This window comes from Microbacterium sp. ZXT2-5 (genome assembly GCF_055329545.1).
Map to the genome: position 1 here is coordinate 173876 of NZ_JBUZWD010000001.1, position 23941 is coordinate 197816.

At 72.2% G+C, this 23941-nt stretch carries 23 protein-coding genes, 1 tRNA gene and 1 riboswitch; of the genes, 10 read left to right on the forward strand and 14 right to left on the reverse strand.

The genetic code is table 11. From position 1 onward, the window contains the following. Positions 1-10: 10 nt before the first annotated feature. The gene (cysK, locus tag ACZBH1_RS00820; RefSeq protein WP_378882736.1) at positions 11-964 is read left to right on the forward strand and encodes a cysteine synthase A; all 954 of its coding nucleotides are present in this window, start codon (positions 11-13) and stop codon (positions 962-964) included. Next, on the forward strand, positions 961-1545 hold the full coding sequence (gene epsC / locus ACZBH1_RS00825) for a serine O-acetyltransferase EpsC (RefSeq protein WP_336398566.1): 585 nt from the start codon (positions 961-963) through the stop codon (positions 1543-1545). Before cysK ends, epsC begins: the two co-directional genes overlap by 4 nt. A gap of 25 nt (positions 1546-1570) precedes the next feature. Here epsC and ACZBH1_RS00830 read toward each other — a convergent pair whose 3' ends face one another. The 10 genes from ACZBH1_RS00830 to ACZBH1_RS00875 form a co-directional block, all read right to left on the reverse strand. Continuing rightward, positions 1571-1972 (reverse strand): hypothetical protein, encoded by a 402-nt coding sequence (locus ACZBH1_RS00830; RefSeq protein WP_336398565.1) that lies wholly within the window; start codon positions 1970-1972, stop codon positions 1571-1573. Between the two features lie 76 nt (positions 1973-2048). Then, the gene (gene prfA / locus ACZBH1_RS00835; protein WP_378882732.1) at positions 2049-3143 is read right to left on the reverse strand and encodes a peptide chain release factor 1; all 1095 of its coding nucleotides are present in this window, start codon (positions 3141-3143) and stop codon (positions 2049-2051) included. A 6-nt stretch (positions 3144-3149) separates the two neighbouring features. Continuing rightward, on the reverse strand, positions 3150-5369 hold the full coding sequence (gene rho / locus ACZBH1_RS00840; RefSeq protein ID WP_463645206.1) for a transcription termination factor Rho: 2220 nt from the start codon (positions 5367-5369) through the stop codon (positions 3150-3152). A 200-nt stretch (positions 5370-5569) separates the two neighbouring features. After that, positions 5570-6517, reverse strand: coding sequence for a homoserine kinase (gene thrB / locus ACZBH1_RS00845; protein ID WP_463645207.1), 948 nt, complete (start codon positions 6515-6517; stop codon positions 5570-5572). Continuing rightward, on the reverse strand, positions 6514-7602 hold the full coding sequence (thrC, locus tag ACZBH1_RS00850; protein WP_378882723.1) for a threonine synthase: 1089 nt from the start codon (positions 7600-7602) through the stop codon (positions 6514-6516). Before thrC ends, thrB begins: the two co-directional genes overlap by 4 nt. A gap of 22 nt (positions 7603-7624) precedes the next feature. Next, a complete protein-coding gene (locus ACZBH1_RS00855; RefSeq protein WP_463645208.1) occupies positions 7625-8977 on the reverse strand; it encodes a homoserine dehydrogenase in 1353 nt (450 codons plus the stop codon). After that, positions 8974-10428, reverse strand: a complete 1455-nt coding sequence (gene lysA, locus ACZBH1_RS00860; RefSeq protein ID WP_463645209.1) for a diaminopimelate decarboxylase — start codon at positions 10426-10428, stop codon at positions 8974-8976. The genes ACZBH1_RS00855 and lysA overlap by 4 nt, the downstream gene beginning before the upstream one ends. A 150-nt stretch (positions 10429-10578) precedes the next feature. After that, on the reverse strand, positions 10579-11400 hold the full coding sequence (locus tag ACZBH1_RS00865) for an LmeA family phospholipid-binding protein (protein ID WP_463645210.1): 822 nt from the start codon (positions 11398-11400) through the stop codon (positions 10579-10581). A 2-nt stretch (positions 11401-11402) separates the two neighbouring features. Further along, positions 11403-13070, reverse strand: a complete 1668-nt coding sequence (gene argS / locus ACZBH1_RS00870) for an arginine--tRNA ligase (RefSeq protein ID WP_336398557.1) — start codon at positions 13068-13070, stop codon at positions 11403-11405. A 71-nt stretch (positions 13071-13141) separates the two neighbouring features. Next, positions 13142-13996 (reverse strand): transglutaminase-like domain-containing protein, encoded by an 855-nt coding sequence (locus tag ACZBH1_RS00875; RefSeq protein ID WP_463645211.1) that lies wholly within the window; start codon positions 13994-13996, stop codon positions 13142-13144. Between the two features lie 159 nt (positions 13997-14155). On the opposite strand from ACZBH1_RS00875, the gene ACZBH1_RS00880 reads away from it, so the two are divergent. The 4 genes from ACZBH1_RS00880 (at position 14156) to ACZBH1_RS00895 (ending at position 15981) form a co-directional block, all read left to right on the forward strand. Further along, positions 14156-14980: an SGNH/GDSL hydrolase family protein gene (locus ACZBH1_RS00880; protein WP_463645212.1), complete on the forward strand. Its 825-nt coding sequence runs from the start codon at positions 14156-14158 to the stop codon at positions 14978-14980. A gap of 43 nt (positions 14981-15023) precedes the next feature. Next, a tRNA-Arg gene (locus ACZBH1_RS00885) sits at positions 15024-15096 on the forward strand. A 200-nt stretch (positions 15097-15296) separates the two neighbouring features. Further along, positions 15297-15635, forward strand: coding sequence for a DUF7882 family protein (locus ACZBH1_RS00890; RefSeq protein WP_194397877.1), 339 nt, complete (start codon positions 15297-15299; stop codon positions 15633-15635). A gap of 82 nt (positions 15636-15717) precedes the next feature. Beyond that, a complete protein-coding gene (locus tag ACZBH1_RS00895) occupies positions 15718-15981 on the forward strand; it encodes a hypothetical protein (RefSeq protein WP_336398554.1) in 264 nt (87 codons plus the stop codon). A 326-nt stretch (positions 15982-16307) separates the two neighbouring features. Here ACZBH1_RS00895 and ACZBH1_RS00900 read toward each other — a convergent pair whose 3' ends face one another. From ACZBH1_RS00900 to ACZBH1_RS00915, 4 genes are all read right to left on the reverse strand, one after another. Beyond that, the gene (locus tag ACZBH1_RS00900) at positions 16308-16628 is read right to left on the reverse strand and encodes a DMT family transporter (protein ID WP_336398553.1); all 321 of its coding nucleotides are present in this window, start codon (positions 16626-16628) and stop codon (positions 16308-16310) included. 10 nt (positions 16629-16638) lie between these two features. Beyond that, positions 16639-16702, reverse strand: a riboswitch (guanidine-III (ykkC-III) riboswitch). Between the two features lie 61 nt (positions 16703-16763). Further along, entirely contained in the window at positions 16764-17672 is a 909-nt protein-coding gene (locus ACZBH1_RS00905; protein ID WP_452324826.1) for a CPBP family glutamic-type intramembrane protease, read from the reverse strand. A 15-nt stretch (positions 17673-17687) separates the two neighbouring features. Next, entirely contained in the window at positions 17688-18452 is a 765-nt protein-coding gene (gene trmB / locus ACZBH1_RS00910) for a tRNA (guanosine(46)-N7)-methyltransferase TrmB (RefSeq protein WP_452324825.1), read from the reverse strand. 9 nt (positions 18453-18461) lie between these two features. After that, a complete protein-coding gene (locus ACZBH1_RS00915) occupies positions 18462-19319 on the reverse strand; it encodes a DUF3097 family protein (RefSeq protein ID WP_378882696.1) in 858 nt (285 codons plus the stop codon). Between the two features lie 229 nt (positions 19320-19548). Between ACZBH1_RS00915 and ACZBH1_RS00920 the strand changes: the two genes are divergently transcribed. The 4 genes from ACZBH1_RS00920 to ACZBH1_RS00935 all read left to right on the forward strand — a co-directional run bounded on the left by ACZBH1_RS00920 (position 19549) and on the right by ACZBH1_RS00935 (position 23940). Continuing rightward, the gene (locus ACZBH1_RS00920; protein ID WP_463645215.1) at positions 19549-21582 is read left to right on the forward strand and encodes a TPM domain-containing protein; all 2034 of its coding nucleotides are present in this window, start codon (positions 19549-19551) and stop codon (positions 21580-21582) included. A 96-nt stretch (positions 21583-21678) separates the two neighbouring features. Beyond that, positions 21679-22419 carry a PspA/IM30 family protein gene (locus ACZBH1_RS00925; protein ID WP_336398549.1) on the forward strand — a complete coding sequence of 247 codons (741 nt, stop codon included), beginning with the start codon at positions 21679-21681 and terminating at the stop codon, positions 22417-22419. 232 nt (positions 22420-22651) lie between these two features. Next, complete coding sequence (locus ACZBH1_RS00930; protein ID WP_378882690.1) at positions 22652-23488, forward strand: arginase family protein; 837 nt, start codon at positions 22652-22654, stop codon at positions 23486-23488. Further along, entirely contained in the window at positions 23485-23940 is a 456-nt protein-coding gene (locus ACZBH1_RS00935; RefSeq protein WP_463645216.1) for a Fe-S oxidoreductase, read from the forward strand. Before ACZBH1_RS00930 ends, ACZBH1_RS00935 begins: the two co-directional genes overlap by 4 nt. Position 23941 lies beyond the last annotated feature (1 nt).

Sequence of the window (23941 nt, forward strand, 5' to 3'; positions counted from 1 at the left end):
AGGGAGCTTCGTGCCCGGCATCCATCCCGACATCACGACCGCGTTCGGTCAGACCCCGCTGGTGCGCCTCAACGCGCTGACGGAGGGGCTCGGCGCGGAGGTGCTCGCCAAACTCGAGTTCTACAATCCGGGCTCGTCCGTGAAGGACCGGCTGGGCTACGCCCTCGTGGCTGCGGCCGAGGAGGCCGGTGAGCTGCAGCCGGGCGGCACGATCGTCGAGTCCACCAGCGGCAACACCGGCATCGCGCTGGCCCTCATCGGCGCCGCGCGCGGGTACCGGGTGATCCTCACCATGCCCGCCTCGATGTCGAAGGAACGGCGCACGCTGCTCAAGGCGTACGGCGCCGAACTGGTCCTCACCGACCCGTACAAGGGCATGACCGAGGCCGTCGACGTCGCCCGGCGGATCGTCGCCGAGACGCCGGGAGCGATCCTCGCCAGGCAGTTCGAGCACGAGGCCAACGCCGCGATCCACCGCAGGACCACCGCCGAGGAGATCTGGAACGACACCCACGGCAGCGTGGACTGGTTCGTCGCCGGATCCGGGACCGGCGGCACCATCACGGGCGTCGGGCAGGTGCTGAAGGAGCGCAACCCCGACGTGAGGATCGCGCTCGTCGAGCCCAAGGACTCCCCCGTCCTCACGGAGGGCCGCGCGGGCGGGCACCGCATCCAGGGCATCGGCCCCAACTTCGTGCCCGACGTGCTGGACCGGTCGGTGGTCGACGAGATCTTCGACGTCGAGTTCGACGACGCGATCCGCGTCGCGCGCGAGCTGGCCACGCGCGAGGGCATCCTCGGCGGCATGTCGGCGGGCGCCGCCGTGTGGGCGGCCCTCCAGATCGCCGCGCGCCCGGAGGCCGCGGGGAAGCGCATCGTCGTCATCGTCCCCGACTCGGGCGAGCGGTACCTGTCCACGGCGCTGTACGAGCATCTGCGCGAACCGGAGGGTGAGAAGAGATGACCGACGAACGCATCGGATTCCTGGCGCGCGTGCGCGAAGACGTCGCCGCCGCGAAGCTGCGAGACCCGGCGGCGCGCAGCGGCCTCGAGATCGCCCTGCTCTACCCCGGGCTCCACGCGATCTGGGCCCACCGCGTGTGGCATGCGCTCTGGGTGCGCGACGCGCGGTTCGTGGCCCGCGCGGGCTCGCAGGTGACGCGCTGGCTCACCGGCATCGAGATCCACCCGGGCGCCACGATCGGGCGCCGCTTCTTCATCGACCACGGCATGGGCGTCGTGGTCGGCGAGACCGCCGAGGTGGGTGACGACGTCATGCTGTACCACGGGGTCACGCTCGGCGGGCGTCAGCGCGAGGGCGGCAAGCGTCACCCCACGCTGGGCGACGGCGTCGCCGTCGGGGCCGGCGCGAAGATCCTCGGACCTGTCGTCATCGGCGAGGGCTCCGTCGTCGGCGCGAACGCCGTCGTCACGAAGGACGCCCCCGCCGACAGCGTCCTGGTGGGCGTGCCCGCCAAGCCGCGCGCCCGCCGCGTCGGCGAGGAGACGCGCGCCCTGCTGACCACGCCCGAGTACCACATCTGACACGGGTCCCGCCGGACGCGGGGCGTCAGGACCTCGCGCGGTCCTGCACCTTGCGCCGGATGAACAGCGGCGGCAGCAGCCAGGACGCGAGAGCCGTCACGAGCCAGACGATGAGCGTCCCGATGATCCACGCGACGGGCCCGTCGATCCCGATCCCCGCCTGCGGGATCAGCACGGCGATCAGCAGCGCGACGAACGTCGACAGCAGGCCGATGCCGCCGATGAGGGCGTTCGCGTGGCGCCGGGTGATCTTCAGCAGCCACGGCGCGAGGACGCTCTGCAGCACCGCGAAGATGACGACGGCGAGCAGGATGCCCCACCAGTCGTCCCAGTGCAGCGTGAAGCCGTCGAGGATGAGGTCGGCCGCGATGAGTCCCAGCGCTGCCGAGACGAGGAAGATCAGCGCGCGGATGAGGAGCGTGAGCACGCTCGAAGCCTAGCGCCGCGGCATCCGTCCCCCTCGCGAAGCGCCAGTCCGGACGGGAGCGTCAGAAGCGGGGGCGTCAGGCGTCGGCGCCGAGGGCGGCCAGGCGCGCCTCTTCGTCGGCCTGGATCGCGGACTCGATGATCGGCTCGAGGGCGCCGTCCATCACCTGGTCGAGGTTGTAGGCCTTGTAGCCGGTGCGGTGATCGGCGATGCGGTTCTCGGGGAAGTTGTACGTGCGGATGCGCTCGGAACGGTCCATGCCGCGGATCTGCGACCTGCGGGCGTCGGATGCCGCCGCCTCGAGCTCCTCCTGCTGCCGGGCGAGCAGGCGCGCGCGGAGGACGCGCATGCCGGCCTCGCGGTTCTGCAGCTGCGACTTCTCGTTCTGCATCGAGACGACGATGCCGGTCGGCACGTGCGTGATGCGCACCGCGGAGTCCGTCGTGTTCACGGACTGCCCGCCGGGGCCGGACGAGCGGAAGACGTCGATCTTCAGCTCGTTCGGATCGATGTGGATCTCCTCGGGCTCGTCGACCTCGGGGAACACCAGCACACCCGTGGTCGACGTGTGGATCCGCCCCTGCGACTCGGTCGCCGGCACGCGCTGCACGCGGTGGACGCCGCCCTCGTACTTCAGGTGCGCCCACACCCCCTGCGCCGGGTCGGACGAGGAGCCCTTGATCGCGACCTGGACGTCCTTGTAGCCGCCGAGGTCGGACTCGTTGCGCTCGAGGAGCTCGGTCTTCCATCCCTTGGAGGCGGCGTACTGCAGGTACATGCGCAGCAGGTCCGCCGCGAACAAGGCCGACTCGGCGCCGCCCTCGCCCTGCTTGATCTCCATGATCACGTCGCGGGCGTCGTCGGGGTCACGCGGAATGAGCAGGCGCCGCAGGCGCTCCTGCGTCTCGGCGAGCCTCGCCTCCAGCGCCGGCACCTCTTCGGCGAAGGCCTCGTCGTCGCGCGCGAGCTCGCGGGCGGCATCCAGATCATCGGATGCCGCCAGCCAGTCCTCGTGCGCCTTGACGATGCGCGACAGCTCGGCGTAGCGCCGGTTGACCCGCTTGGCGCGCGCCGCATCGGCGTGCACCGCGGGGTCGGAGAGCTCCTCCTGCACCGCGCGGTGCTCGTCGATCAGCGCCCGCACGGAATCGAACATCGCGGGTTCGACCATGGGGGATCAGCGGATGCTGTTGTCGTCCGCGTGGCTGCGTCCGCCGCTGTGACCGGTGGTGGGAGCCGGGATCGACTTCTGCATCTGCACCAGGAACTCGACGTTGGACTGCGTCTCCTTGAGCTTGCCGAGCACGACCTCGAGGGCCTGCTGGGGCTCGAGGCCGGCCAGCGCGCGGCGGAGCTTCCAGGTGATCTTCACCTCGTCGGGCGACAGCAGCATCTCCTCGCGGCGGGTGCTCGACGCGTTGACGTCGACCGCCGGGAAGATCCGCTTGTCGGCGAGCTGGCGGTTCAGGCGCAGCTCGCTGTTGCCGGTGCCCTTGAACTCCTCGAAGATCACGTCGTCCATCTTGGAGCCGGTCTCCACGAGCGCCGTGGCGAGGATGGTGAGCGACCCGCCGTTCTCGATGTTGCGCGCAGCGCCGAAGAAGCGCTTGGGCGGGTACAGCGCCGACGCGTCGACGCCGCCGGTGAGCACGCGGCCCGAGGTGGGCGCCGAGATGTTGTAGGCGCGGCCGAGGCGGGTGATCGAGTCGAGCAGCACGACGACGTCGCGACCGAGCTCGACCAGGCGCTTGGCGCGCTCGATCGCGAGCTCGGCGACCGTGGTGTGGTCCTCGGCAGGACGGTCGAAGGTCGAGGCGATGACCTCGCCCTTCACCGTGCGCTGCATGTCGGTGACCTCTTCGGGGCGCTCGTCGACGAGCACGACCATCAGGTGCACCTCGGGGTTGTTGATCGCGATCGCGTTGGCGATCTGCTGCAGCACGATCGTCTTGCCGGCCTTGGGCGGCGCGACGATGAGGCCGCGCTGCCCCTTGCCGATCGGGGCGACGAGGTCGATGATGCGCTGCGTCAGCTTCTCGGGCGCGGTCTCGAGGCGCAGGCGCTCCTGCGGGTAGAGCGGGGTGAGCTTGCCGAACTCGACGCGCGTGGCGGCGTCGTCGACCGACAGGCCGTTGATCGCGTCGACCTTGACCAGCGCGTTGTACTTCTGACGGCTGGACTGCTCGCCCTCGCGCGGCTGCTTGATCGCGCCGACGACGGCGTCGCCCTTGCGCAGGTTGTACTTCTTCACCTGGCCCAGCGACACGTAGACGTCGCTGGTCCCGGGCAGGTAGCCCGTGGTGCGGACGAAAGCGTAGTTGTCGAGCACGTCGAGGATGCCGGCGATCGGGATGAGGACGTCGTCCTCGCCGATCTCGGTGTCGAACTCGTCGCCCGTGGTCTGCGCGCCGCGGCGCTTGTTGCGCTGGCGACCGCGCCCGTTGCCCTGGGCGGGCTGCTCCTCGTCGGCGGGCTCGGCCTTCGCGGGCTCCGCCGCGGGCTTCGCATTCTGGCTCTGGCCGCCGCCCTGGGCGTTCTGAGCACCGCCCTGGGCGTTCTGACCGCCGTCGGCGTTCTGGCCGCCCTGGTCCTTGGCGCCGTTGCGGCTGCGGCTGCGGCTGCGGCTCCGGCTGCGGCTGCGCGACGTCGTCTGCTCGCCCTCGCCCTCGGTCGCCTGCTCGCCCGCGTCGGCGGCCTGCTCGCCCGCGTCGGCGGACGCCGTCTCGGCGGCGGGCGCGTCAGCGGGGGCGGATGCCTCGGCGGCGGATGCCTCGTCGGCGCCCTGGTCGCCGGCGGCCGGCGCAGCCTCGGTCGACGTCGCCTGGGCGGGCGCGTCGGCCGCGTCGGCGGACGCATCCGCCGCGGGCTCGGTCGGCGGCGGCACGTCGGTGCTCTTCGCCCGGCGCGGCGCGCGCTTGCGCGGCGCCTTCGCGGGGGCGGCCGGCGCCTCTTCGGCGGCCGGGGCCTCGGCGGCGGAGGCGTCCGCCGCGGCTGCCTCGGCGACGGCCTCATCGGCGATGACGTCGGCGACCTCGGCTTCGATGACGGCCTCCACGGCGACGGCATCGGCGACGAGCGCCTCGGCGACCGCTTCCTCGGCGACGGCCTCGGCGGCCTCGGCGGCGATCGGGTCGCCGGACTCGGCGACCGCCACGGCCTCGGCGACAGCCGCTTCGGCGACGGCCTCAGCCTCGACGGCCTCTTCGACCGCCTCTTCGGCGACGGCGTCGGCCTCGACGGCCTCGGCCACGGCCTCTTCGGCGACGGCCTCGGCGGCGGTGCTCTCGGTGCCCTCGACCGCGTCGGTCTGGACGGCGTCGGCGTTCTCGACGGCCTCAGGCGCTTCCGCGCGCTCGTCGGCCGGAACGTCGGCGTGGATCTCGGAGATGGACTCCACGAGTTCTCCCTTGTGAAAACGAACAGGTTATGCACGATCGCACGGCGCAGGGGTGGTGACTGTCTGTCTCACGCAGTTGTCACGCCTGCCGAGACACCCGCCGACGGGGTGAGGGACCGCGAGGGTACTCAGCGGACGTCGGCAGGTCAGAATGCCGTGCGGTGGTTTCGCAGATTTGCGACGGAGGCCAGATTCACGTATTACGTGGAACCCTCCGCGTACTCCCTCACTGTACCACCCTTGAAGTCGACGGCGAGCATGAGGGCCTCCCACGGAGTGTCGGTGACCGCCGCAGCCAGGGACGCCGCCTCCAGGCGGCGCCCGGGTCCGTCTGCGAGCACGAGCACGCTGGGTCCGGCGCCGGAGACGACCGCGGCGAACCCTGCCGCCCGCAGTGCGCGCACGAGACCGTCGGTCTCGGGCATCGCGCTGGCACGGTAATTCTGGTGGAGCTTGTCCTCGGTGGCGGCCTGCAGCAGCTCCGGGCTCTGGGTGAGCGCCGCGATCAGCAGCGCGGAGCGCGACACGTTGAACACGGCGTCCTCGCGCGGCACCTGCGTGGGCTGGAGGCTGCGCGCAAGAGACGTCGACATGGTGAACTCGGGCACGAAGACCAGCGGCGAGACGCCGCGGTGGACGAGCAGCTTCTTGTGCTGCGGGCCGTCCTCGTCGACCCACGCGATGGTCAGCCCGCCGAAGAGCGCCGGGGCGACGTTGTCGGGGTGCCCCTCGAGCTCGGTGGCGAGGCGGAGCAGCGCGTCGGGACCGAGCTCGACGTCACCCTCCAGCAGTCCCTTGGCCGCGAGCAGGCCCGACACGACCGCGGCGCCCGACGAGCCCAGGCCCCGCCCGTGCGGGATCACGTTCCTGGCGTGAAGGCGCAGTCCCGGCATCCGCCGTCCCACCGCCTCATAGGCGTACGCGATCGCGCGCACGACGAGGTGCGACGCGTCGCGCGGCACGTCGGCCGCGCCCGCGCCCTCCACCTCGATCTCGAGCTCGCCCTCCGGCAGCGCGGTGACGTCGAGCTCGTCGTACACGCTCAGCGCGAGGCCGAGCGTGTCGAACCCGGGCCCGAGGTTGGCGCTCGTGGCCGGAACACGGACCACGACACGCCGGCCGGGAGCGGGCACGACGGCTGCGTTCACGCGGTCGCCGCCGCAGGGGCGAGGTCGAGGACGGATGCCACCTCCGACGTCGTCGCGTCGACCACCGTCGGCTCGACCTCGGAGCCGTCGGCGTTGCGCAGCGCCCAGTGCGGGTCCTTCAGGCCGTGGCCGGTCACCGTGAGCACCACGCGCGCGCCCTGCGGGACGACGCCGGCCTCGACGCGGTCCAGGAGGCCGGCGACGCTGATCGCGGACGCCGGCTCGACGAAGATGCCCACCTCACCGGAGAGGAGCTTCTGCGCCGCCAGGATACGGTCGTCGTCGATCGCCCCGAACCAGCCGTCGGTCGCCGCGCGCGCCTCGAGCGCGAGGTCCCACGACGCCGGGTTGCCGATGCGGATGGCGCTGGCGACCGTCTCGGGGTTCTTGACGACCTCGCCGCGCACGAGCGGCGCGGAGCCTTCGGCCTGGAAGCCGAACATGCGGGGCACGCGGGTGGACACGCCGGCCGCGGCCTCCTCGGTGTAGCCGCGCGTGTAGGCGGTGTAGTTGCCGGCGTTGCCGACCGGGATGAAGTGGAAGTCGGGAGCGTCGCCGAGCTGCTCGACGATCTCGTACGCGGCGGTCTTCTGGCCGTCGATGCGGTCGGGGTTGACCGAGTTGACCAGGTGCACCGGGTAGTTGTCGGCGAGCTCCCGCGCGATCTCGAGGCAGTCGTCGAAGTTGCCGCGGATCTGGATGAGGCGCCCGTTGTGCGCCACGGCCTGGCTGAGCTTGCCCATCGCGATCTTGCCCTCGGGCACGAGGACGGCCGCCGTGATGCCGGCGTGCGCGGCGTACGCGGCCGCCGAGGCCGACGTGTTGCCCGTGGACGCGCAGATGACGGCCTTCGCGCCGTGCTCGATCGCGCGCGAGACGGCGACCGTCATGCCGCGGTCCTTGAACGAGCCGGTCGGGTTCATGCCCTCGAACTTCACCCACACGTCGGTGCCGGTGCGGCGCGAGAGCGCCGGAGCCGGGAGCAGCGGCGTGCCGCCCTCCCCGAGGGTGACGACGGTGGAGGCATCCGTGACGCCCAGTCGATCTGCGTACTCGCGGAGGACTCCGCGCCAAACATGTGCCATGTCAGTTCTCCTTCAGAAGCCTTCAGTTGCCTTCGACGCGCAGCACCGAGACGACGCGCTCCACGACGCCGCTCGCGGCGAGGCGCGCGACGGTGTCGCTGAGGTCCTGCTCGCGCGCCTTGTGCGTGCCGATCACCAGGCGCGCCACACCGGGCTCGCCCGCATCGTCCTGCGACCCGGACTGCCCGGAGCCCGTCGCGGCCCCCTCTTCGACGACGGTCTGCTCCACGGTCGCGATCGACACGCGCCCGTCGCTCAGGATTCCCGCCACCGTCGCCAGCACGCCGGGTTCGTCGTCGACCTCGAGCGTAATCTGGTAGCTCGTGGTCACGCGGCCGACGGGGACGATCGGCAGGTTCGCCAGCGTCGACTCGCCCACGCCGACGCCGCCGGCGATGTGGCGGCGCGCCGCCGAGACCACGTCGCCGAGCACGGCCGATGCGGTCTGCACGCCGCCGGCCCCGGCGCCGTAGAACATGAGGTTGCCGGCGGCCTCCGCCTGCACGAAGACCGCGTTGTTGGCGCCGTGGACGCTGGCGAGGGGGTGCGCGCGGTCGATGAGCGCGGGATACACGCGCACGGAGATGGCCTCGCCGGATGCCTCGCTCAGCCGCTCGCACACGGCCAGCAGCTTGATGACGTAGCCGGCGTGGCGCGCGGCATCCATCATCGACTTGTCGATCGAGGTGATGCCCTCGCGGTGGACCGCCTCGAGCGGGACGGTGGTGTGGAACGCGAGGCTCGCGAGGATCGCGGCCTTCTGCGCGGCGTCGTAGCCCTCGACGTCGGCGGTGGGGTCGGCCTCCGCGTAGCCGAGGCGCTGGGCGTCGGCGAGCACGTCGGCGAATTCCGCGCCCTCGGTGTCCATGCGGTCGAGGATGTAGTTCGTGGTGCCGTTGACGATCCCCATGATGCGCTGCACGCGGTCGCCCGCCAGCGAGTCCCGCAGCGGTCGGATGATGGGGATGGCGCCCGCGGCGGCCGCCTCGTAGTAGACCTCGGCACCGACCTGATCGGCGGCGTCGAAGATCTCGGGACCGTGCGTGGCGAGCAGCGCCTTGTTGGCGGTCACGACGTCGGCACCCGAGTTGATCGCGTGCAGCAGGTACGCCCGCGCCGGCTCGATGCCCCCCATGAGCTCGATCACGATGTCGGACCCCACGATGAGCGACTCGGCGTCGGTGGTGAAGAGGTCCTTGGGAAGGTCCACGTCGCGCTTGGCGTCGACGTCGCGCACCGCGATGCCGACCAGCTCCAGCCGCGCTCCCGCCCGATCGGCGAGCTCGTCGGCGTGCTGGCGCAGCAGCGACGCGACCTGCGAGCCGACGGCTCCGGCTCCCAGGAGTGCGACGCGGAGGCGGCGGTAGTCGGTCATGCGGTCCCTTCCATCGGTGCGTCCTCGAGGGGACGCCCAGCTTCGAACACGGCCGTCTCGAGGCCCGCGTCGCGGGCGAGCAGGTCGTCGACCGTCTCGCCGCGCACGATGACGCGCGCCTCTCCCCCGCGCAGCGCCACGACCGGCGGGCGGGGGACGTAGTTGTAGTTGCTGGCGAGCGAGAAGCAGTAGGCACCGGTGGCGGGCACCGCCAGCAGATCACCGGCGGCGACGTCGGCCGGAAGGTACTCGGCCTCCACGACGATGTCGCCCGACTCGCAGTGCTTGCCGACCACGCGCGCGAGCGCAGGCTCGGCCTCGCTCGTGCGCGAGGCGATGCGCGCCGAGAACTGCGCCCCGTACAGGGCGGGACGCGCGTTGTCGCTCATGCCTCCGTCGACGCTGACATAGAGCCGGGAGTCGCCGCTCTCGAGCGCGACCGGCTTCGTCGTGCCGACCTCGTACAGCGTGACACCGGCGCGGCCGACGATGGCCCGGCCCGGCTCGAAGGCGAGGTTCGGCATCGGGATGCCGCGCACCTCGCACTCGCGCGCCACGGCCTCGGCGATGCCCAGGGCCAGCACCTCGATGGGCGTCGGGTCGTCGACCGACGTGTAGGCGATGCCGAAGCCGCCGCCGAGGTTGAGCACGGGCAGCTCGCCGCCCTGACGCAGCTGGGCGTGCAGCTCGACGATGCGGGCGGCCGACTCCTCGAAGCCGGCGGTGCCGAAGATCTGCGAGCCGATGTGGCAGTGCAGTCCCACGAACTCCAGGCCGGGCAGCTCGCGGATGCGCGCGACGGCCGCCGGGGCGTCCTCGAGCGTGAAGCCGAACTTCTGGTCCTCGTGGGCCGTGGCCAGGAAGTCGTGCGTCTCGGCGTGCACGCCGCTGTTGACCCGGACCAGCACGGGCTGCGTGCTGCCGCGGCGCTCGACGATCGCCGCGAGCCGCTCGATCTCGATGAGACTGTCGATGACGATCGACCCGATCCCGACCTCGACCGCGCGCTCGAGCTCGGCGACCGACTTGTTGTTGCCGTGGAAGCCGAGACGCGCGGGATCGGCCCCCGCCGCGAGCGCCACGGCCAGCTCGCCGCCGGTGCACACGTCGACCGCGAGCCCCTCTTCGGTGACCCACCGCACCACCTCGGTGCTGAGGAACGCCTTGCCGGCGTAGTAGACCCGCGCCTGCACGCCGTGCAGCGCCGCCGCGGCGCGGAACGCGTCGAGCGTCCGCCGCGCGGTGGCGCGCACCTCGTCCTCGTCCAGGACGTACAGGGGCGTTCCGAAGCGCTCGCGGAGCGTCGTGGCGGGGATGCCGCCGAGAGACAGAATTCCCGCATCGTCGCGGCGGGCCGCCGCGGGCCACACGGCGGGCGCAAGGCCGTTCGCATCGGCGGGCGGATGGAGCCAGGCCGGAGCGACGGTGCGGGTGTGCGGGTCGGCGGACACGGTGGACCAATCGGTGGGGGCTTCGACGCTGTGGCCGTCCGGGCGACCGGGTACGGCGCGAATGCCGGGCCGGCGGAGTCACGCCCCTGGCAGTGCTAGCAGTCTAGGGCACTCGGCTGCGGGCCCCCGCGCCGTGTGACGCCCGGCGTCTCAGGCGCAGGTGCCGTTCTCCTGCAGCGCGGGGTCGGAGGCGATGCCGCCGTCGATGTCGAAGCCGGCCACGAGCGTCTCGCCCTCGACGGCGACCGACGTCAGGGTCACCCCGGCGGGGAGGTACTCCGCGACGCAGACGTCCCAGTCGCGCAGCACACCGTCGGCGATCCGGCCGAAGCGGTCCTGGAGCTCCTCGGCCGACACCTCCGCACCGCCGATCTGCAGGGACGCGGGGGTCAGCACGAGATCGCCCTCGGCGGCGGACGGGGTGAGTGCGGCGCCGACGGCGACCGTCGCGCCGAAGATCGTCAGGTCCGTGGTCGCCGTGATGTCGGGGGCCGCGAGCCCGAGACTGTCGGCCGGGAATCCCTCGACACCGGACATGAGCGTCCTCAGCTGCTGCTCGTCGAGCACCAGCGTGCCCTCGGCGCCGGCGATGCCGCCGCTGCCACGCACGGGCACGCCCTGCGCGACCACCGACATGTCCCCCTCGACGCTGCCCAGCACCACGTCCTGCGACGAGATGGTGAGCTCGGTCAGCGTCCCCGCGATGAGCTGCGGCAGCACCGGCTCGACGAGGACGACGTCGATCGCCTGGTCGTCGGGCAGCGCGAGCTGCGTGCGCACCTGGTCGCGCACCACGCCGATCACGATCTGCCGGGCGATGAGCTCGGCGGCGAACCAGGCGGCCACCGCGAGCAGTGCGACGAGGGCGAAGCCGACGAACCAGGGCCACGATCCGCGCCGGCGCCGGGGCGACGCGGATGCCGCCGTCCGCTCCGGGAGGGGCTCGGTGGGCTGCGTGTCCGCTGCGCTCATCGCTACATCCGCTCGGGCGCGCCGACGCCGAGCAGGTCGAGGCCGTTGCGCAGCACCTGTCCGGTGGCGTCGTTGAGCCACAGGCGCGTGCGGTGCACCGGCTCGACGGGCTCGTCGCCGAGCGGGATGACGCGGCAGTTGTCGTACCAGCGGTGGTACAGGCCCGCCAGCTCCTCCAGGTAGCGGGCGACGCGGTGCGGCTCGCGCACCTCGGCGGCGAACGCGACGATGCGCGGGAACTCCTGCAGCGCCCCCAGGAGCGCCGACTCGGTCTCGTGCGTGAGCAGCTCGGGAGCGAACTCGGAGCGGTCGACGCCCGAGCCGTGCGCGTTGCGGCCGACGTTGTGCGTGCGGGCGTGCGCGTACTGCACGTAGAAGACCGGGTTGTCGTTGGTGCGCTTGCGCAGGATCTCGGGGTCGAGGGTCAGCGGCGAGTCGGCGGGGTAGCGCGCCAGCGAGTACCGCAGCGCATCGGTGCCGATCCAGTCGCGCAGGTCGTCGAGCTCGATGATGTTGCCCGCCCGCTTGGACAGCCGCGCCCCGTTGACCGACACGAGCTGCCCGATGAGCACCTCGATGTCCTTGTCGGGGTCGTCGCCGGCGGCGCCCGCGAGCGCCTTCAGGCGGTGGACGTAGCCGTGATGGTCGGCGCCCAGCAGGTAGATCTTGTGCGCGAAGCCGCGGTCGCCCTTGTTGAGGTAGTACGCCGCGTCGGCGGCGAAGTAGGTGTACTCGCCGTTGGTGCGGCGGATGACGCGATCCTTGTCGTCGCCGAAGTCGGTGGTGCGGACCCACACCGCTCCGTCCTCGTCGAACACGTGTCCCTGCTCGCGAAGGCGGTCGACCGCCTCGTCGACGAGGCTCGGCTCGCCGTTGGGGCCCTTGGCGTGCAGCGTGCGCTCGCTGAAGAACACGTCGAAGTGGACGTTGAACCGCTCCAGCGAGACCTGGAGGTCGCCCAGCTGGAAGTCGTACGCGCGATCGCGGGCCACGCGGAGCTGCTCGTCCTCGGGCAGCGACAGAAGCTCGGGCTCCGCGGCGAGCACGCGCCGCGCGAGGTCGTCGATGTACGAGCCCGGGTAGCCGTCCTCGGGCGTGGGCTCGCCCTTCACGGCCGCGAGCACCGAGCGCCCGAACCGCTCCATCTGCGCGCCGGCGTCGTTGACGTAGAACTCGCGGACCAGCGTCGCGCCGCTGGCGAGCAGCAGCCGCGCCATCGAGTCGCCCAGTGCGGCCCAGCGGGTGTGGCCGATGTGCATCGGCCCTGTCGGGTTCGCGCTCACGAACTCGAGGTTGATCGTGTTGCCGCGCTGCGACTCGTTCGTGCCGAACGCCGCGCCGGCCTCGACGATCGTCCTGGCGAGGGCGCCGGCGGCCGCGGCATCCAGCCGGATGTTGATGAACCCGGGACCGGCCACCTCGACGCCCGCGACACCCTCGACCTCGGCGAGGCCACGGGCGATGTCGGCGGCGAACTCGCGCGGGTTCGCACCCACGGCCTTCGCGAGCTTGAGCGCCGCGTTGGACGCCCAGTCGCCGTGGTCGCGGTTCTTCGGCCGCTCCAGCGGCAGGTCGGCGGCGGTGAGCCCAGCCGCCGCACCGGGGCGTCGGGCCTCCGCCAGCGGAGCGACGACGGCGAGCAGAGCGGCGGAGAGGGCTTCGGGGTTCATAACCGGATCATTCTAGTTGGGCCGGTGGCGGCCCCCGTCAGGCGCGGCACCGCCGTCGGCGGGCCGGGCTCTCAGGAGATCTGCACGAGCGCGCCGAAGTCGTCGGAGGCGGGATCCGCCGCCTCGGGGAGGGCGTCGGGAAGCGTGTCCAGTCCCTCCAGCGTCGCCGCCTCGGGCACCATCCACGCGTCCACGCGCAGGCGCTCGAGCCCCAAGTAGCCGCCGTGGTAGCTGAGGAACGCGCAGTCCGCGGCGTCGCGTCCGGTGGCGATGCGCACCAGCGACCGGCGGTTCGCGAGCCTCGTCGCGTCGATGACGTACCAGGCGCCGTCGAGATAGGCCTCCGCCACGGCGTGGAAGTCCATCGGGCGAAGTCCCGGCGCGTAGCAGGCGGCGTAGCGGGCCGGCATGTCCATCGCCCGCAGCAGCGCGATCACGACGTGCGCGTAGTCCCGGCACACGCCCTGCCCCGTCATGAGCGTGGTCACGGCGCTGTCGGTGCCGTGACTGAGGCCGGGCGTGTACGTGGTGCTGGACGCGACGAACTCGGACACCGCCGCGATGAGGTCGTGACCCGAGAGACCCTTGAACTGACGGCGCGCCTGCTGGAACACCTCGTCGGACTGCGCGTACCGGCTGGGGCGCAGGTACGTGATGGCCTCGAGGTCGCTCGTCCGGCTCGACGCTGCCTGACCTTCGACGGTCGCCTCGTAGCGGATCTCGAGCCGCCCGGGCTCGCCCGTGAGGCGGTGCAGCCGGCTTCCGGACTGGTCGACGATCTCGGTCGGCGTGTACACGCGATCACCCTGCGTGAACGTCAGCTGCTCATTCGAGACCGGCACCGCCTGGGAGGCTGCGATCTGGAAGATGAGGTCGACGGATGCCCCCAGTTCGAGGTCCATCTCAGCGGTCACGACGCGTTGCACCGAAGTATCCTCGCATGCCGCGAGGCGCCTCGACGCGGGGCTGTGGAGGTTCCCGGGTGAGCGGCCAGGAAGGACACGGAGGCTCAGGATCCGCCTGTCCTTTCCCCAGCTCCCGGCACTGTGGACGAGACTCCCGGGGAGATGACTTACCCTCTTCACATGCACGCGCCCGGCCGCTTCCGCGCACGGCGGCTGTGGCTCCCCCTGTGGGTCGCCGCGATCGCCGTGGCCGCGCTGTGCGCGGTGGCCCTCCTGCGTCCGGGTGTGGCGCCCGAACCCGTCGCACAGGTGGCCGTCTCGGAGGGCGACGCGCCGGCCGCGGCATCCGTCCCCCTCGCTCCCCTCCTCCTCGACGACGACGCCCGCGTGCTCGTGTTCGGCGACTCGTGGGTGTACGGATCTGCGGCGACGACGCCGACGCTCGGGTTCGCGTACCGGCTCGCCGACGAGCTCGGGGTGGAGACCGTCGTCGACGGCGTCCGCGGCAGCGGCTACCTGAAGCCCGGGATCGACGGGCCGTCCTACGGCGAGCGCATCGCCGCGCTCGACCCGGCGCTCGATCCCGACGTGATCATCGTCGAGGGGTCCATCAACGATCGCCGGCTGTATCCGGACGGGTACCGGGATGCCGTGAAGGCCGCGTGGGACGCGCTGGACGCCCGGTATCCCGACGCCGACATCGTGATCCTCGGTCCGGCCCCGCAGGTGCTACCCGTGGAGCGCAGTACGCGGAGCATCGACGCCGATCTCGGCGAGCTCGCCTCCGCCCGCGGGTGGTGGTACATCTCCCCCATCGCCGAGGACTGGATCACGCAGGCGAACTACCTCGACGTCATCGACACCGGGCCGGTCGGCCGCGACCACCCCTCCACGGACGGTCACGCCTACCTCGCCGGGCGCGTCGCGGACGCGATCGAGCGCATGGCGGATCAGCCTGCGATCGTGGCCGACGCCCCGCACGACGACGCCGTCCCGGCACCGTGACTGGCGGGAGCCGCCCGTCCGGGATGGTAATCTCGATCGGCACGCCTCCGTAGCTCAGGGGATAGAGCGTTGGTTTCCGGTACCAAAGGTCGCAGGTTCGATTCCTGTCGGGGGCACGCACGGTGAGGGACCGGTCCACACGGACCGGTCCTTTCGTGTTCTTCGGCCGGCACACCGTTGGCCACCTGCGCGGGGTGTCAAGGGGTGTCCAAACCACCCCGACCGGAGGAGCATGAGCGGTGGAGCTGACCGACGTCCACCACAGGCGACCCCCACGGCGCTGCGTTCGCCGGCAGTCTCCGGGCGGAGGCAGTCGATGGGAAAGCTGATCTACGAAGGGGCTGTGAAGGTCGACTTCGATGACCGTACGCTCGCGCACCTTCAGCTGGTGATCGGCACCAAGCTGCGGCGAGGAGAGCCCTTCCACTTCACATGGCGCGACGACGCCAGCATCGGCGACGGACGCACGACGATCTGGGTCCACCCCCGATGCGCGCTGGTGTACAAGTTCTACGGCAGCCGGAAACCGCAGCTCAACCCCGCGTGGATCGACGCGCTCGCCCACACCGCGAACTCGCCGTCCGGTCTCTACCTCGTCCCCGAGCCCGCCATGCCGATCGCCGTGGAGCCGCAGGAGCACGATGTGATCGCCTGACCGCGCACCCGCGCGGGCGACGGCCCCTCGCGCCGATTCGCGAACAGGGACGGCCGAGACGGCCAGGGACGACAGGAGCGCGATGAAGCGGATCGACATCTACTACGACGGCGAGCACTACAGCGTGGGCGGCCGCCGGTTGGACGATCTCCTGCGCGAGGTGGAGGCGGGCCTGGCGAAGGGCTTCTTCTGGCTCGAGGTCAACGACGGCGAGGGCACGATGCGGCCCGCCCATCTGCTCATCACCCCTGGCGTGCCGCTCGCCGTCATCCCGATTCCGGGCGACGATGCCGCTCCGCCGGCGGACGCCGCAGAGCCGGAGCAGGGCGGGCGGTCCGCCGGCTGACGACGGGTGCAAGGCCCGCACGAGGCCGCCCGCGGGAGCGTCGCCGGGGCCCCGGCTTCGCGCGAGCCCCGGCGCTCCGCGCTCGGCGCAGAAAACGATGATCCCCTCGGTGCCGAAGCGCCGGGGGGATCGTCAGTGCGATGTCTGGTTTCCGTGTCCGGTTCCCTTTCGGGTACCTCGTTCCTGTTGTCTGTTCGCACTCTCGAATGTCCTCCTGTCCGACCGCGCCGTCAAGGGGGCGGGCAGAAGTCGCCTCGACGTCAACGTGAGGGTGAAGGACAGTGGGCGGGAGATGGGAGCGGATGCCGCAGCATCCGCTCCTTCGATCACTCGTGTCCGACGACCTTCAGTCCCACGACGCAGCCGACCAGGCCGAGGATGAGCAGCATCTTGACGACCGAGAACGCCTCGGCACCGGTGATCATCGCGTACGCGACGGTGAGCGCCGCGCCGATCCCGACCCAGACGGCGTAGGCCGTGCCGGTGGAGATGTCGCGCATCGCCCAAGCGAGGCCGCCCATGCTGGCCACGAGCGCGACGCCGAAGACGACGGTGGGCCAGAGCTTGGTGAAGCCCTCGGTCTTGCCGAGCGCGGTGGCCCACACGGCTTCGAGGATGCCCGAGAGGATGAGGATGACCCACGACATGACTGCGACTCCTGGCCAGTCTTGTCGCTCACCGGGTACTGATCCGTCGTCCGGGGGTCCGGTCGGGACCCGTCTGAGACCTTACCCGTCGGGCCTGGGCAGGCCCTGAGCAGCCGCACCGCCCCGCACGCACGCTCAGACGAGGAAGAGCCCGTCCAGCATGCCCGGGTTGTGCGCGTGCACGAGCACCAGGAAGACGACCGCGTCGAACAGCAGGTGCACCGTGACGACGTAGGCCAGCGAGCGCGTCTTCATGAAGATGAAGCCCTGCAGGAGCGCGAACGGGATCGTGAGAAGCGGCCCCCACGCCTGGTAGCCCAGCTCCCACAGGAACGACACGAACACGACGGCCTGCAGCACGTTGGCCTGCCAGAACGGGAAGTGCCGGCGCAGCAGCGCGAAGCAGGTGCAGATGAAGAAGAGCTCGTCCCAGATGCCGACCGCGCCCACGCCGACGAAGAGGCGCGCGATCAGATCGGGGGTGTCCACCACGGGCCAGTTGAGGTACACCCCCGAGGTGATGAAGTAGAACGGCAGGATCAGCCAGCCCAGCAGCAGCACGGCCACCAGCCATGTCCACTGGAATGCCGTCCACCGGCCTCCGCCGCGCCAGGGGAACCGGATGGCGCGGTCACGGTACACCCATCGCGAGATCACGTAGGGCACCGCCACCGCGCCGCCGAGTGCCAGGGCGAACCGGAGGATGGCGAGGTTGTCGAGCTCTGCCTTCAACGGGATCACGCTGACGATCAGCATGCCCACCGCGATGAGCGAGAGGTCCCGCACCAGGGACGGGCGACGGATGCCGTCCTCCGGGGTCGCCGGTGCGCTCGCGCCGGCACCCTGGCGCACCTGCTGCGACGCCGGGACGCGCTCCATGGCCACCGCGACGGCCATCCCGGCGGCCAGCAGCACCCAGCCGACCCACGGGACCCGCAGCACGAAGAACGCGGGGGCGGCCAGGCACACGAGGAGGGCGGGGGCGAGGCGCCACGACCACGCCGGGACGACCGGCGCGGGTGCGGCGTCGGGATGTGCGGGCATGAGGGCGGCTCCGGATCAGTCGTCGAGCGGGCGGGCGGACCGTCGGACCCGACGGTAGGACAGATCGCGGATGTCGCGCCCGACGCGCGCGCCCTTGCGCTCGAACGCGGTGAGCACGCGGCCCTCGAAACGGGGCGCCCACTCCCCCTCGTAGGCCGGCTCGAAGTCGGGTGCCGCACCCATGACCTCGCGCATCTGCAGCGCGTAGTCCTCCCAGTCGGTCGCCAGGCGCAGCATGCCGCCGTCCTTCAGCGCGCGCGCTGCGAGCTCGGCGAACCCGTCGGCGACGAGGCGCCGCTTGGTGTGCTTCTTCTTGTGCCACGGGTCGGGGAAGAAGACCCAGAGCTCGTCGACGGATGCCGCGGGCAGCAGGTGCTCGAGCACCTCGGGAGCGTTGGCCTCCACCAGGCGCAGGTTGCGCGCGCCGACGCGCTCCGCGTCGAGCATCGTGCGCGCGAGCCCCGCCCTGAAGACCTCGATCGCGAGGAAGTCCTCGTCGGGACGCGACGACGCCGCGTGCACGATGGCGTGGCCCTGGCCGGAGCCGATCTCGACGACCAGCGGCGCCTCGCGGCCCCACACCGCAGCGGGGTCGATCTCGGAGCCGGGCAGGATGCTCGTGGCCGCCACGTCCCTCGGGACGGTCACGACGTAGCGGGGCGCGAGCTCGCTCCACGCCCGCTCCTGCGCCTCCGACATCCGGCCGCTGCGACGCACGAACGACACCGGCTTCTCGCGGAAGGTTCGGGCGTCGGAGGTCGGCGGCGCGGGGTCGGTCACGCCTCCAGGCTACCGAGAGGCGTCGGCCGGGCCGACCGTGACGAAGTCGATGAGCTCCTCCACGCGGCCGAGGAAGGCGGGCTCGAGGTCGCGGTAGGTCGTGACCGACGCGAGGATCCGCTGCCAGGCCCGCGCCAGGTCGGCCTGGTCGCGAGCGGGCCAGCCGAGGGCGCGGCACACGCCGACCTTGAACTCGATGCCCCGCGGCACGTCCGGCCAGCGCTCGATGCCGACCGCGCGGGGCGTGACGCACTGCCAGACGTCGATCCAGGGGTGGCCGACGATCAGCACGTGCGCGCCGTGGCGGCCGCGTGCGACGGCGTCGGCGATGCGGGACTCCTTCGAGCCGGGCACGAGGTGGTCCACGAGCACGCCGTACCGGCGCTGCGCCGACGGCGGCTCCTCGTCCAGCGTGGCATCGAGCAGGTCGATGCCCTGCAGGTACTCCACGACGACGCCCTCGGCGCGCAGGTCGTCGCCCCACACCCGCTCCACCAGCTCGGCGTCGTGCCGCCCCTCGACGAGGATGCGACTGGCCCGCGCGGTCCTCGCCCGCGCGTCCGGCGCGGCGAACGACCCCGAGGCGGTGCGGCGAGGACCCGTGGCCGCCGGCGCCGGCGCGGGCGGCCCCAGCACGATGTCCCTGCCGTCGATCAGGAATCCCGCCCCGAGCGGGAACACGCGCCTCCGACCGCGGCGGTCCTCCAGCTCGACCATGCCGCCCGACACGCCGACCACCGCGCCGCAATAGCCGTCGGCGGCGACCTCGACCACGAGATCGCGGGATGCCGCGACCCGGGGAAGCTCGCGCACCCCGTGGCCCTTCCACCCCGTGGCCAGCACATCCGCGCCGTAGCGATCGTCCATCCTCGTCCTCCGGATCCGAAACGCTACCCGCTCGCCGCGGGCGCGTATCGCAGCGACCCGCCCGGCAGCCGATCTCCTCCCCGCTCCGCCGGCGGGGAGCCCGTCTGCGCCGGCGCGCCGCGTGCTCTCGGCGAACACACAACCTGCGCCCGCCGAGCGGGCTACCCTCGTATGCCCGGGCCTGAATAGACTCGGCCGGGGGGTCACCCGAGTCCCAGAGGGGGGATCGATGCGACGGCGATGGGCTGCGGCGCTCGCGTCCGCTGCGGTGGTCGCGGCCACAGCGATCGGCGGGGCGGCGGCCTCGGCGACACCCCCGGTGACGCTCGGCTCCGGGTACGTCCTCGACGACGCCGACGTGCTCTCGACGGACGAAGAGACCGAGGCGCAGCAGCGCCTCGAGCAGCTCAAGACCGACACCGGACTGGACCTGAGGGTCGTGTACGTGGACCAGTTCACCGATCCGGACGACGCCGGCCAGTGGGCCAACCAGACCGCCGACGACAACGGGCTCGGCACCACCCAGTACCTGCTCGCCGTCTCGGTCGACGGCCGCCAGTACTACCTGTCCGGCTACTCCAACGGACCGCTGAGCGAGGAGCAGCTCTCCACGATCGAGACCCAGCGCATCCAGCCCGCTCTGCAGCGCGACGACTGGCTCGGCGCGGTCGATGCGGCGGCGGACGGCATGACGGACGCCGCCGACGGCGGCTCCGGGGCGGGCGCCTCCGACGTGCCGGGGGGCGGCGGATGGCTCACGTGGGTGCTGCTCGCGGCCGCGGTCGTCGTGGGCATCGTGCTGCTGGTGATGTTCCTGCGGCGCCGGCGCTCCGGCACGGCGGGGCCGCAGGTCCCCGGTGCGCCGCCGCAGGTCAGCATCGAGGACCTCGAGAAGCGGGCCGCGTCGCTCCTGGTCGAGACGGACGACGCGCTCAAGACCAGCGCCCAGGAGCTCGGCTTCGCCAAGGCGCAGTTCGGAGATGCCGCGACCGTCGAGTTCGAGACCGCGCTGGCCACCGCGAAGCAGAACCTCGACGAGGCGTTCGGCCTCCGCCAGCAGCTCGACGACGCGACGCCCGACTCCGAGCAGGACACCCGGGCCTGGAACGAGCGCATCATCGCGCTGTGCGAGGTCTCGAACGCGCTCCTGGACGAGAAGGCGGCGGCGTTCGACGAGCTGCGGAAGCTCGAGCAGAACGCCCCCGAGGCGCTGGCCCGCGTGCAGGCCGAGCGGGCGCGAGCCGCGGCATCCCTCGATCAGGCGGCGGCGCGTCTGCAGACCCTTCGCTCGGCGTACGCGCCGGAGGCCCTCGCGACCGTCGCCGACAACCCCGAGCAGGCCCGGCAGCGGCTCGGCTTCGCCGACGAGCAGCTCGCCGCGGCGCAGACCGCGATCGGGGCCGGAGACGGCGGCGAGGCGGCGGTCGGCATCCGTGCGGCGGAGGAGGCGGTCGGTCAGGCGACCCTCCTCGAGGACGCCATCGAGAAGCTCGCGAACGACCTCGCCGAGGGCGAGCGCAGCGCAGCCGCCCTTCTCACCGAGCTGCAGAGCGACATCGCCGCGGCGTCAGCGCTGCCCGATGCCGACGGCCGGATCGCGGCCGTCATCGCCGCGACGCGCCAGCAGCTCGACACCGCCCGCGCCCAGCTGACCGGTGCGGCCAAGCGCCCCCTCGCGGCGCTGCAGGCGCTGGAGGCGGCCGACGCCCAGATCGACTCGCTCGTGCAGGGCGTCCGCGACGCCCAGGCACAGGCACAGCGCGCCCACCAGATGCTCGCCCAGGTGATGACGCAGGCGCAGGCCCAGGTCTCCGCCGCGGAGGACTACATCACGGCGCGGCGCGGCGCCGTCGGCGCCGAGGCCCGCACGCGACTCGCCGAAGCGGGCGCCTCGCTCGCACGGGCCCACGCCCTGCAGGCCGCCGATCCGCAGCAGGCGATGCAGCAGGCGCAGCGGGCGGACCAGCTCGCGGGTCTCGCCATCCAGCTGGCCCAGAACGACGTCGGCGCGTTCGGCGGCGGAATGGGCGGCATGTTCGGCGGCGGCGGCCAGCAGAGCGGCGGGAACAACGGGATGCTCGGCGCCGTGCTGGGCGGCATCGTGCTCAACTCCATGCTCGGCGGCAGTCGCTCGGGCGGCGGCGGCTTCGGCGGCGGGCTGGGCGGCATGCTCGGCGGCGGTCGCTCGGGCGGCGGCGGGTTCCGGCCGGGCAGCTTCGGCGGCGGTGGAACCCGCATGCGCCGAGGGGGTGGCCGCTTCTGACCCGCACCGTCCAGCCGTCCGTGCACCGCGGGGAGCGGCATCCGTCATCCGACATCGATCCAGACCAGAACTGAAGTCCGACAGGAAGGAAATCCGATGGCGAAGCAGTCCATCTTCGGTCGCATCTCGACCCTCATGAAGGCGAACATCAACGCACTCCTCGACTCTGCCGAGGACCCGCAGAAGATGCTCGATCAGCTCGTGCGCGACTACACGAACTCCATCGCCGACGCCGAGTCGGCCATCGCCGAGACGATCGGCAACCTGCGCCTGCTCGAGCGCGACCACCAGGAGGACGTGCAGGCGGCCACCGAGTGGGGCAACAAGGCCCTCGCCGCCAGCCGCAAGGCCGACGAGCTGCGCCGGGTCGGCAACACGGCCGACGCCGACAAGTTCGACAACCTCGCCAAGATCGCGCTGCAGCGTCAGATCAGCGAGGAGAACGAGGCCAAGGCGATCGCGCCCACCATCGCCTCGCAGAACGAGGTCGTCGACAAGCTCAAAGAGGGCCTCAACGGCATGAAGCAGAAGCTGGAGCAGCTGCGGTCCAAGCGCTCCGAGCTGCTCGCGCGCGCGAAGACCGCCGAGGCGCAGAACAAGGTGCACGACGCCGTCAAGTCGATCGACGTGCTCGACCCGACCAGCGAGCTCGGGCGCTTCGAGGACAAGGTGCGGCGCCAGGAGGCCCTCGCGGCCGGGAAGCAGGAGCTCGCGGCGTCCAGCCTGGACGCGCAGTTCAACGCCCTCGAGGACGTCGGCGAGCTGACCGAGGTCGAGGCGCGCCTGGCCGCCCTGAAGTCCGGCGCGACGCCGCAGCAGGCCGCGATCGAGAACTGATCGCACCACGCGCCGGAGGGCGCCGGGTCCCCACGGACCCGGCGCCCTCCCGTGTTCCCCGCGGTCTCCGCGGCACCCTGCCCTTCCCCCACTTCTTGCCGACATCGCGGTTTCTCGGCGAACGACCACGCTCTCGTCGCCCACAACGTGGACTTTCGCCGACATCGCGGTTTCTCGGCGAAGAAGGCGGAGGGCGGATGCCGCGACCGCGGCTGTGCGCGAAGATGAGGGGATGACGCGATACCTCGTGGTCCCGCAGTGGCAGGGAAGCCCCTCCTCGCGCGCGATGCAGCTCATCGACGGGGCGCAGGCGATCGCCGGCGACCTGCCCCGGGCCTCGACCACCGTGCTGGACGTGCCGATGGAGGCGGGCGAGTCGCTCGGCACCGGCATCCACCGCTTGAGCGCGCTGCAGCGCGTGCACGGCATGGTCGCGGAGGCCCTCGCAGCACACGGCTCGGCGGCTCCCGACGAGCCGGTGCTGACGATCGGCGGGGACTGCGGCATCGCCCTGGCACCCATCGCGCACGCCGCGCGCCGGGCTCCCGCGCTGGCGGTGGTGTGGATCGACGCTCACCCCGACCTCAACTCGCCCGAGACCTCGCCGTCCGGGGCGTTCGCCGGCATGGTGCTGCGCGCCGTCGTCGGCGACGGCGTGCCGGGGCTCGCCCTGCCCGGTGGGACGGTGGTCCCGGGTCGCGTGGTCATCGGCGGCGCACGGTCGTTCGACGATCCCGAGCTGACGGCGGTGGCGGACTTCGGCATCACCTCCCTCGCGGTCGACCGGTTCGCGGAGGCCGACGCGCTCGCCGACGCCGTCGCGGCCACGGGCGCGGACGCGGTGTACGTGCACGTCGACATCGACGCGCTGGATCCCGCCGAGATCGCCGGCAACGCCCACCCGGAGCCGTTCGGGATCACGGTCGCGGAGCTCACCGTCGCGCTCGCCCGCCTGCGCGCGCGCGTGCCGCTGGTCGGAGCCTCCCTCGCGGGCTACTCCCCCACGTCGGCCGCGGCCGCGACCGACGATCTCGGGGCGATCCTGCGGGTGATCGGGGCGCTCGCGTGAGCCCCATCGCCACGCCGCCGCCCGGATGGCGCGCCCGCGCCGAGCGTGCCGTCATCCGCGGCCGCCGCCTGGACGCGCTCATCCCGGCCTTCCTGCTGGACTCGCCGGTCAGCCGCGTCGGCTACTGGTACGGCAGCACCGTGGGGTGGATCTGGGGCACGCTGTGGAGCACGGGCGCGATCGAGAGACGCGAGGGCCTGTGGGTCTTCCGCGGGATGCCGCGATGGTCCTTCCCCCGGGGCGGCGTGTGCGTCGGCGGCTGCTTCCTCACCGGGGACGGGCGCGTCACCGCCGCGCTGCTGCGCCACGAAGCCGTGCACAAGCGCCAGTGGCGGCGGTACGGCTTCCTGATGCCGCTGCTGTATCTGCTCGCCGGGCGGGACCCGCTGCGCAACCGGTTCGAGATCGAGGCGGACCTGGCCGACGGCAACTACGTGCCGCGCGGGGCCTGAA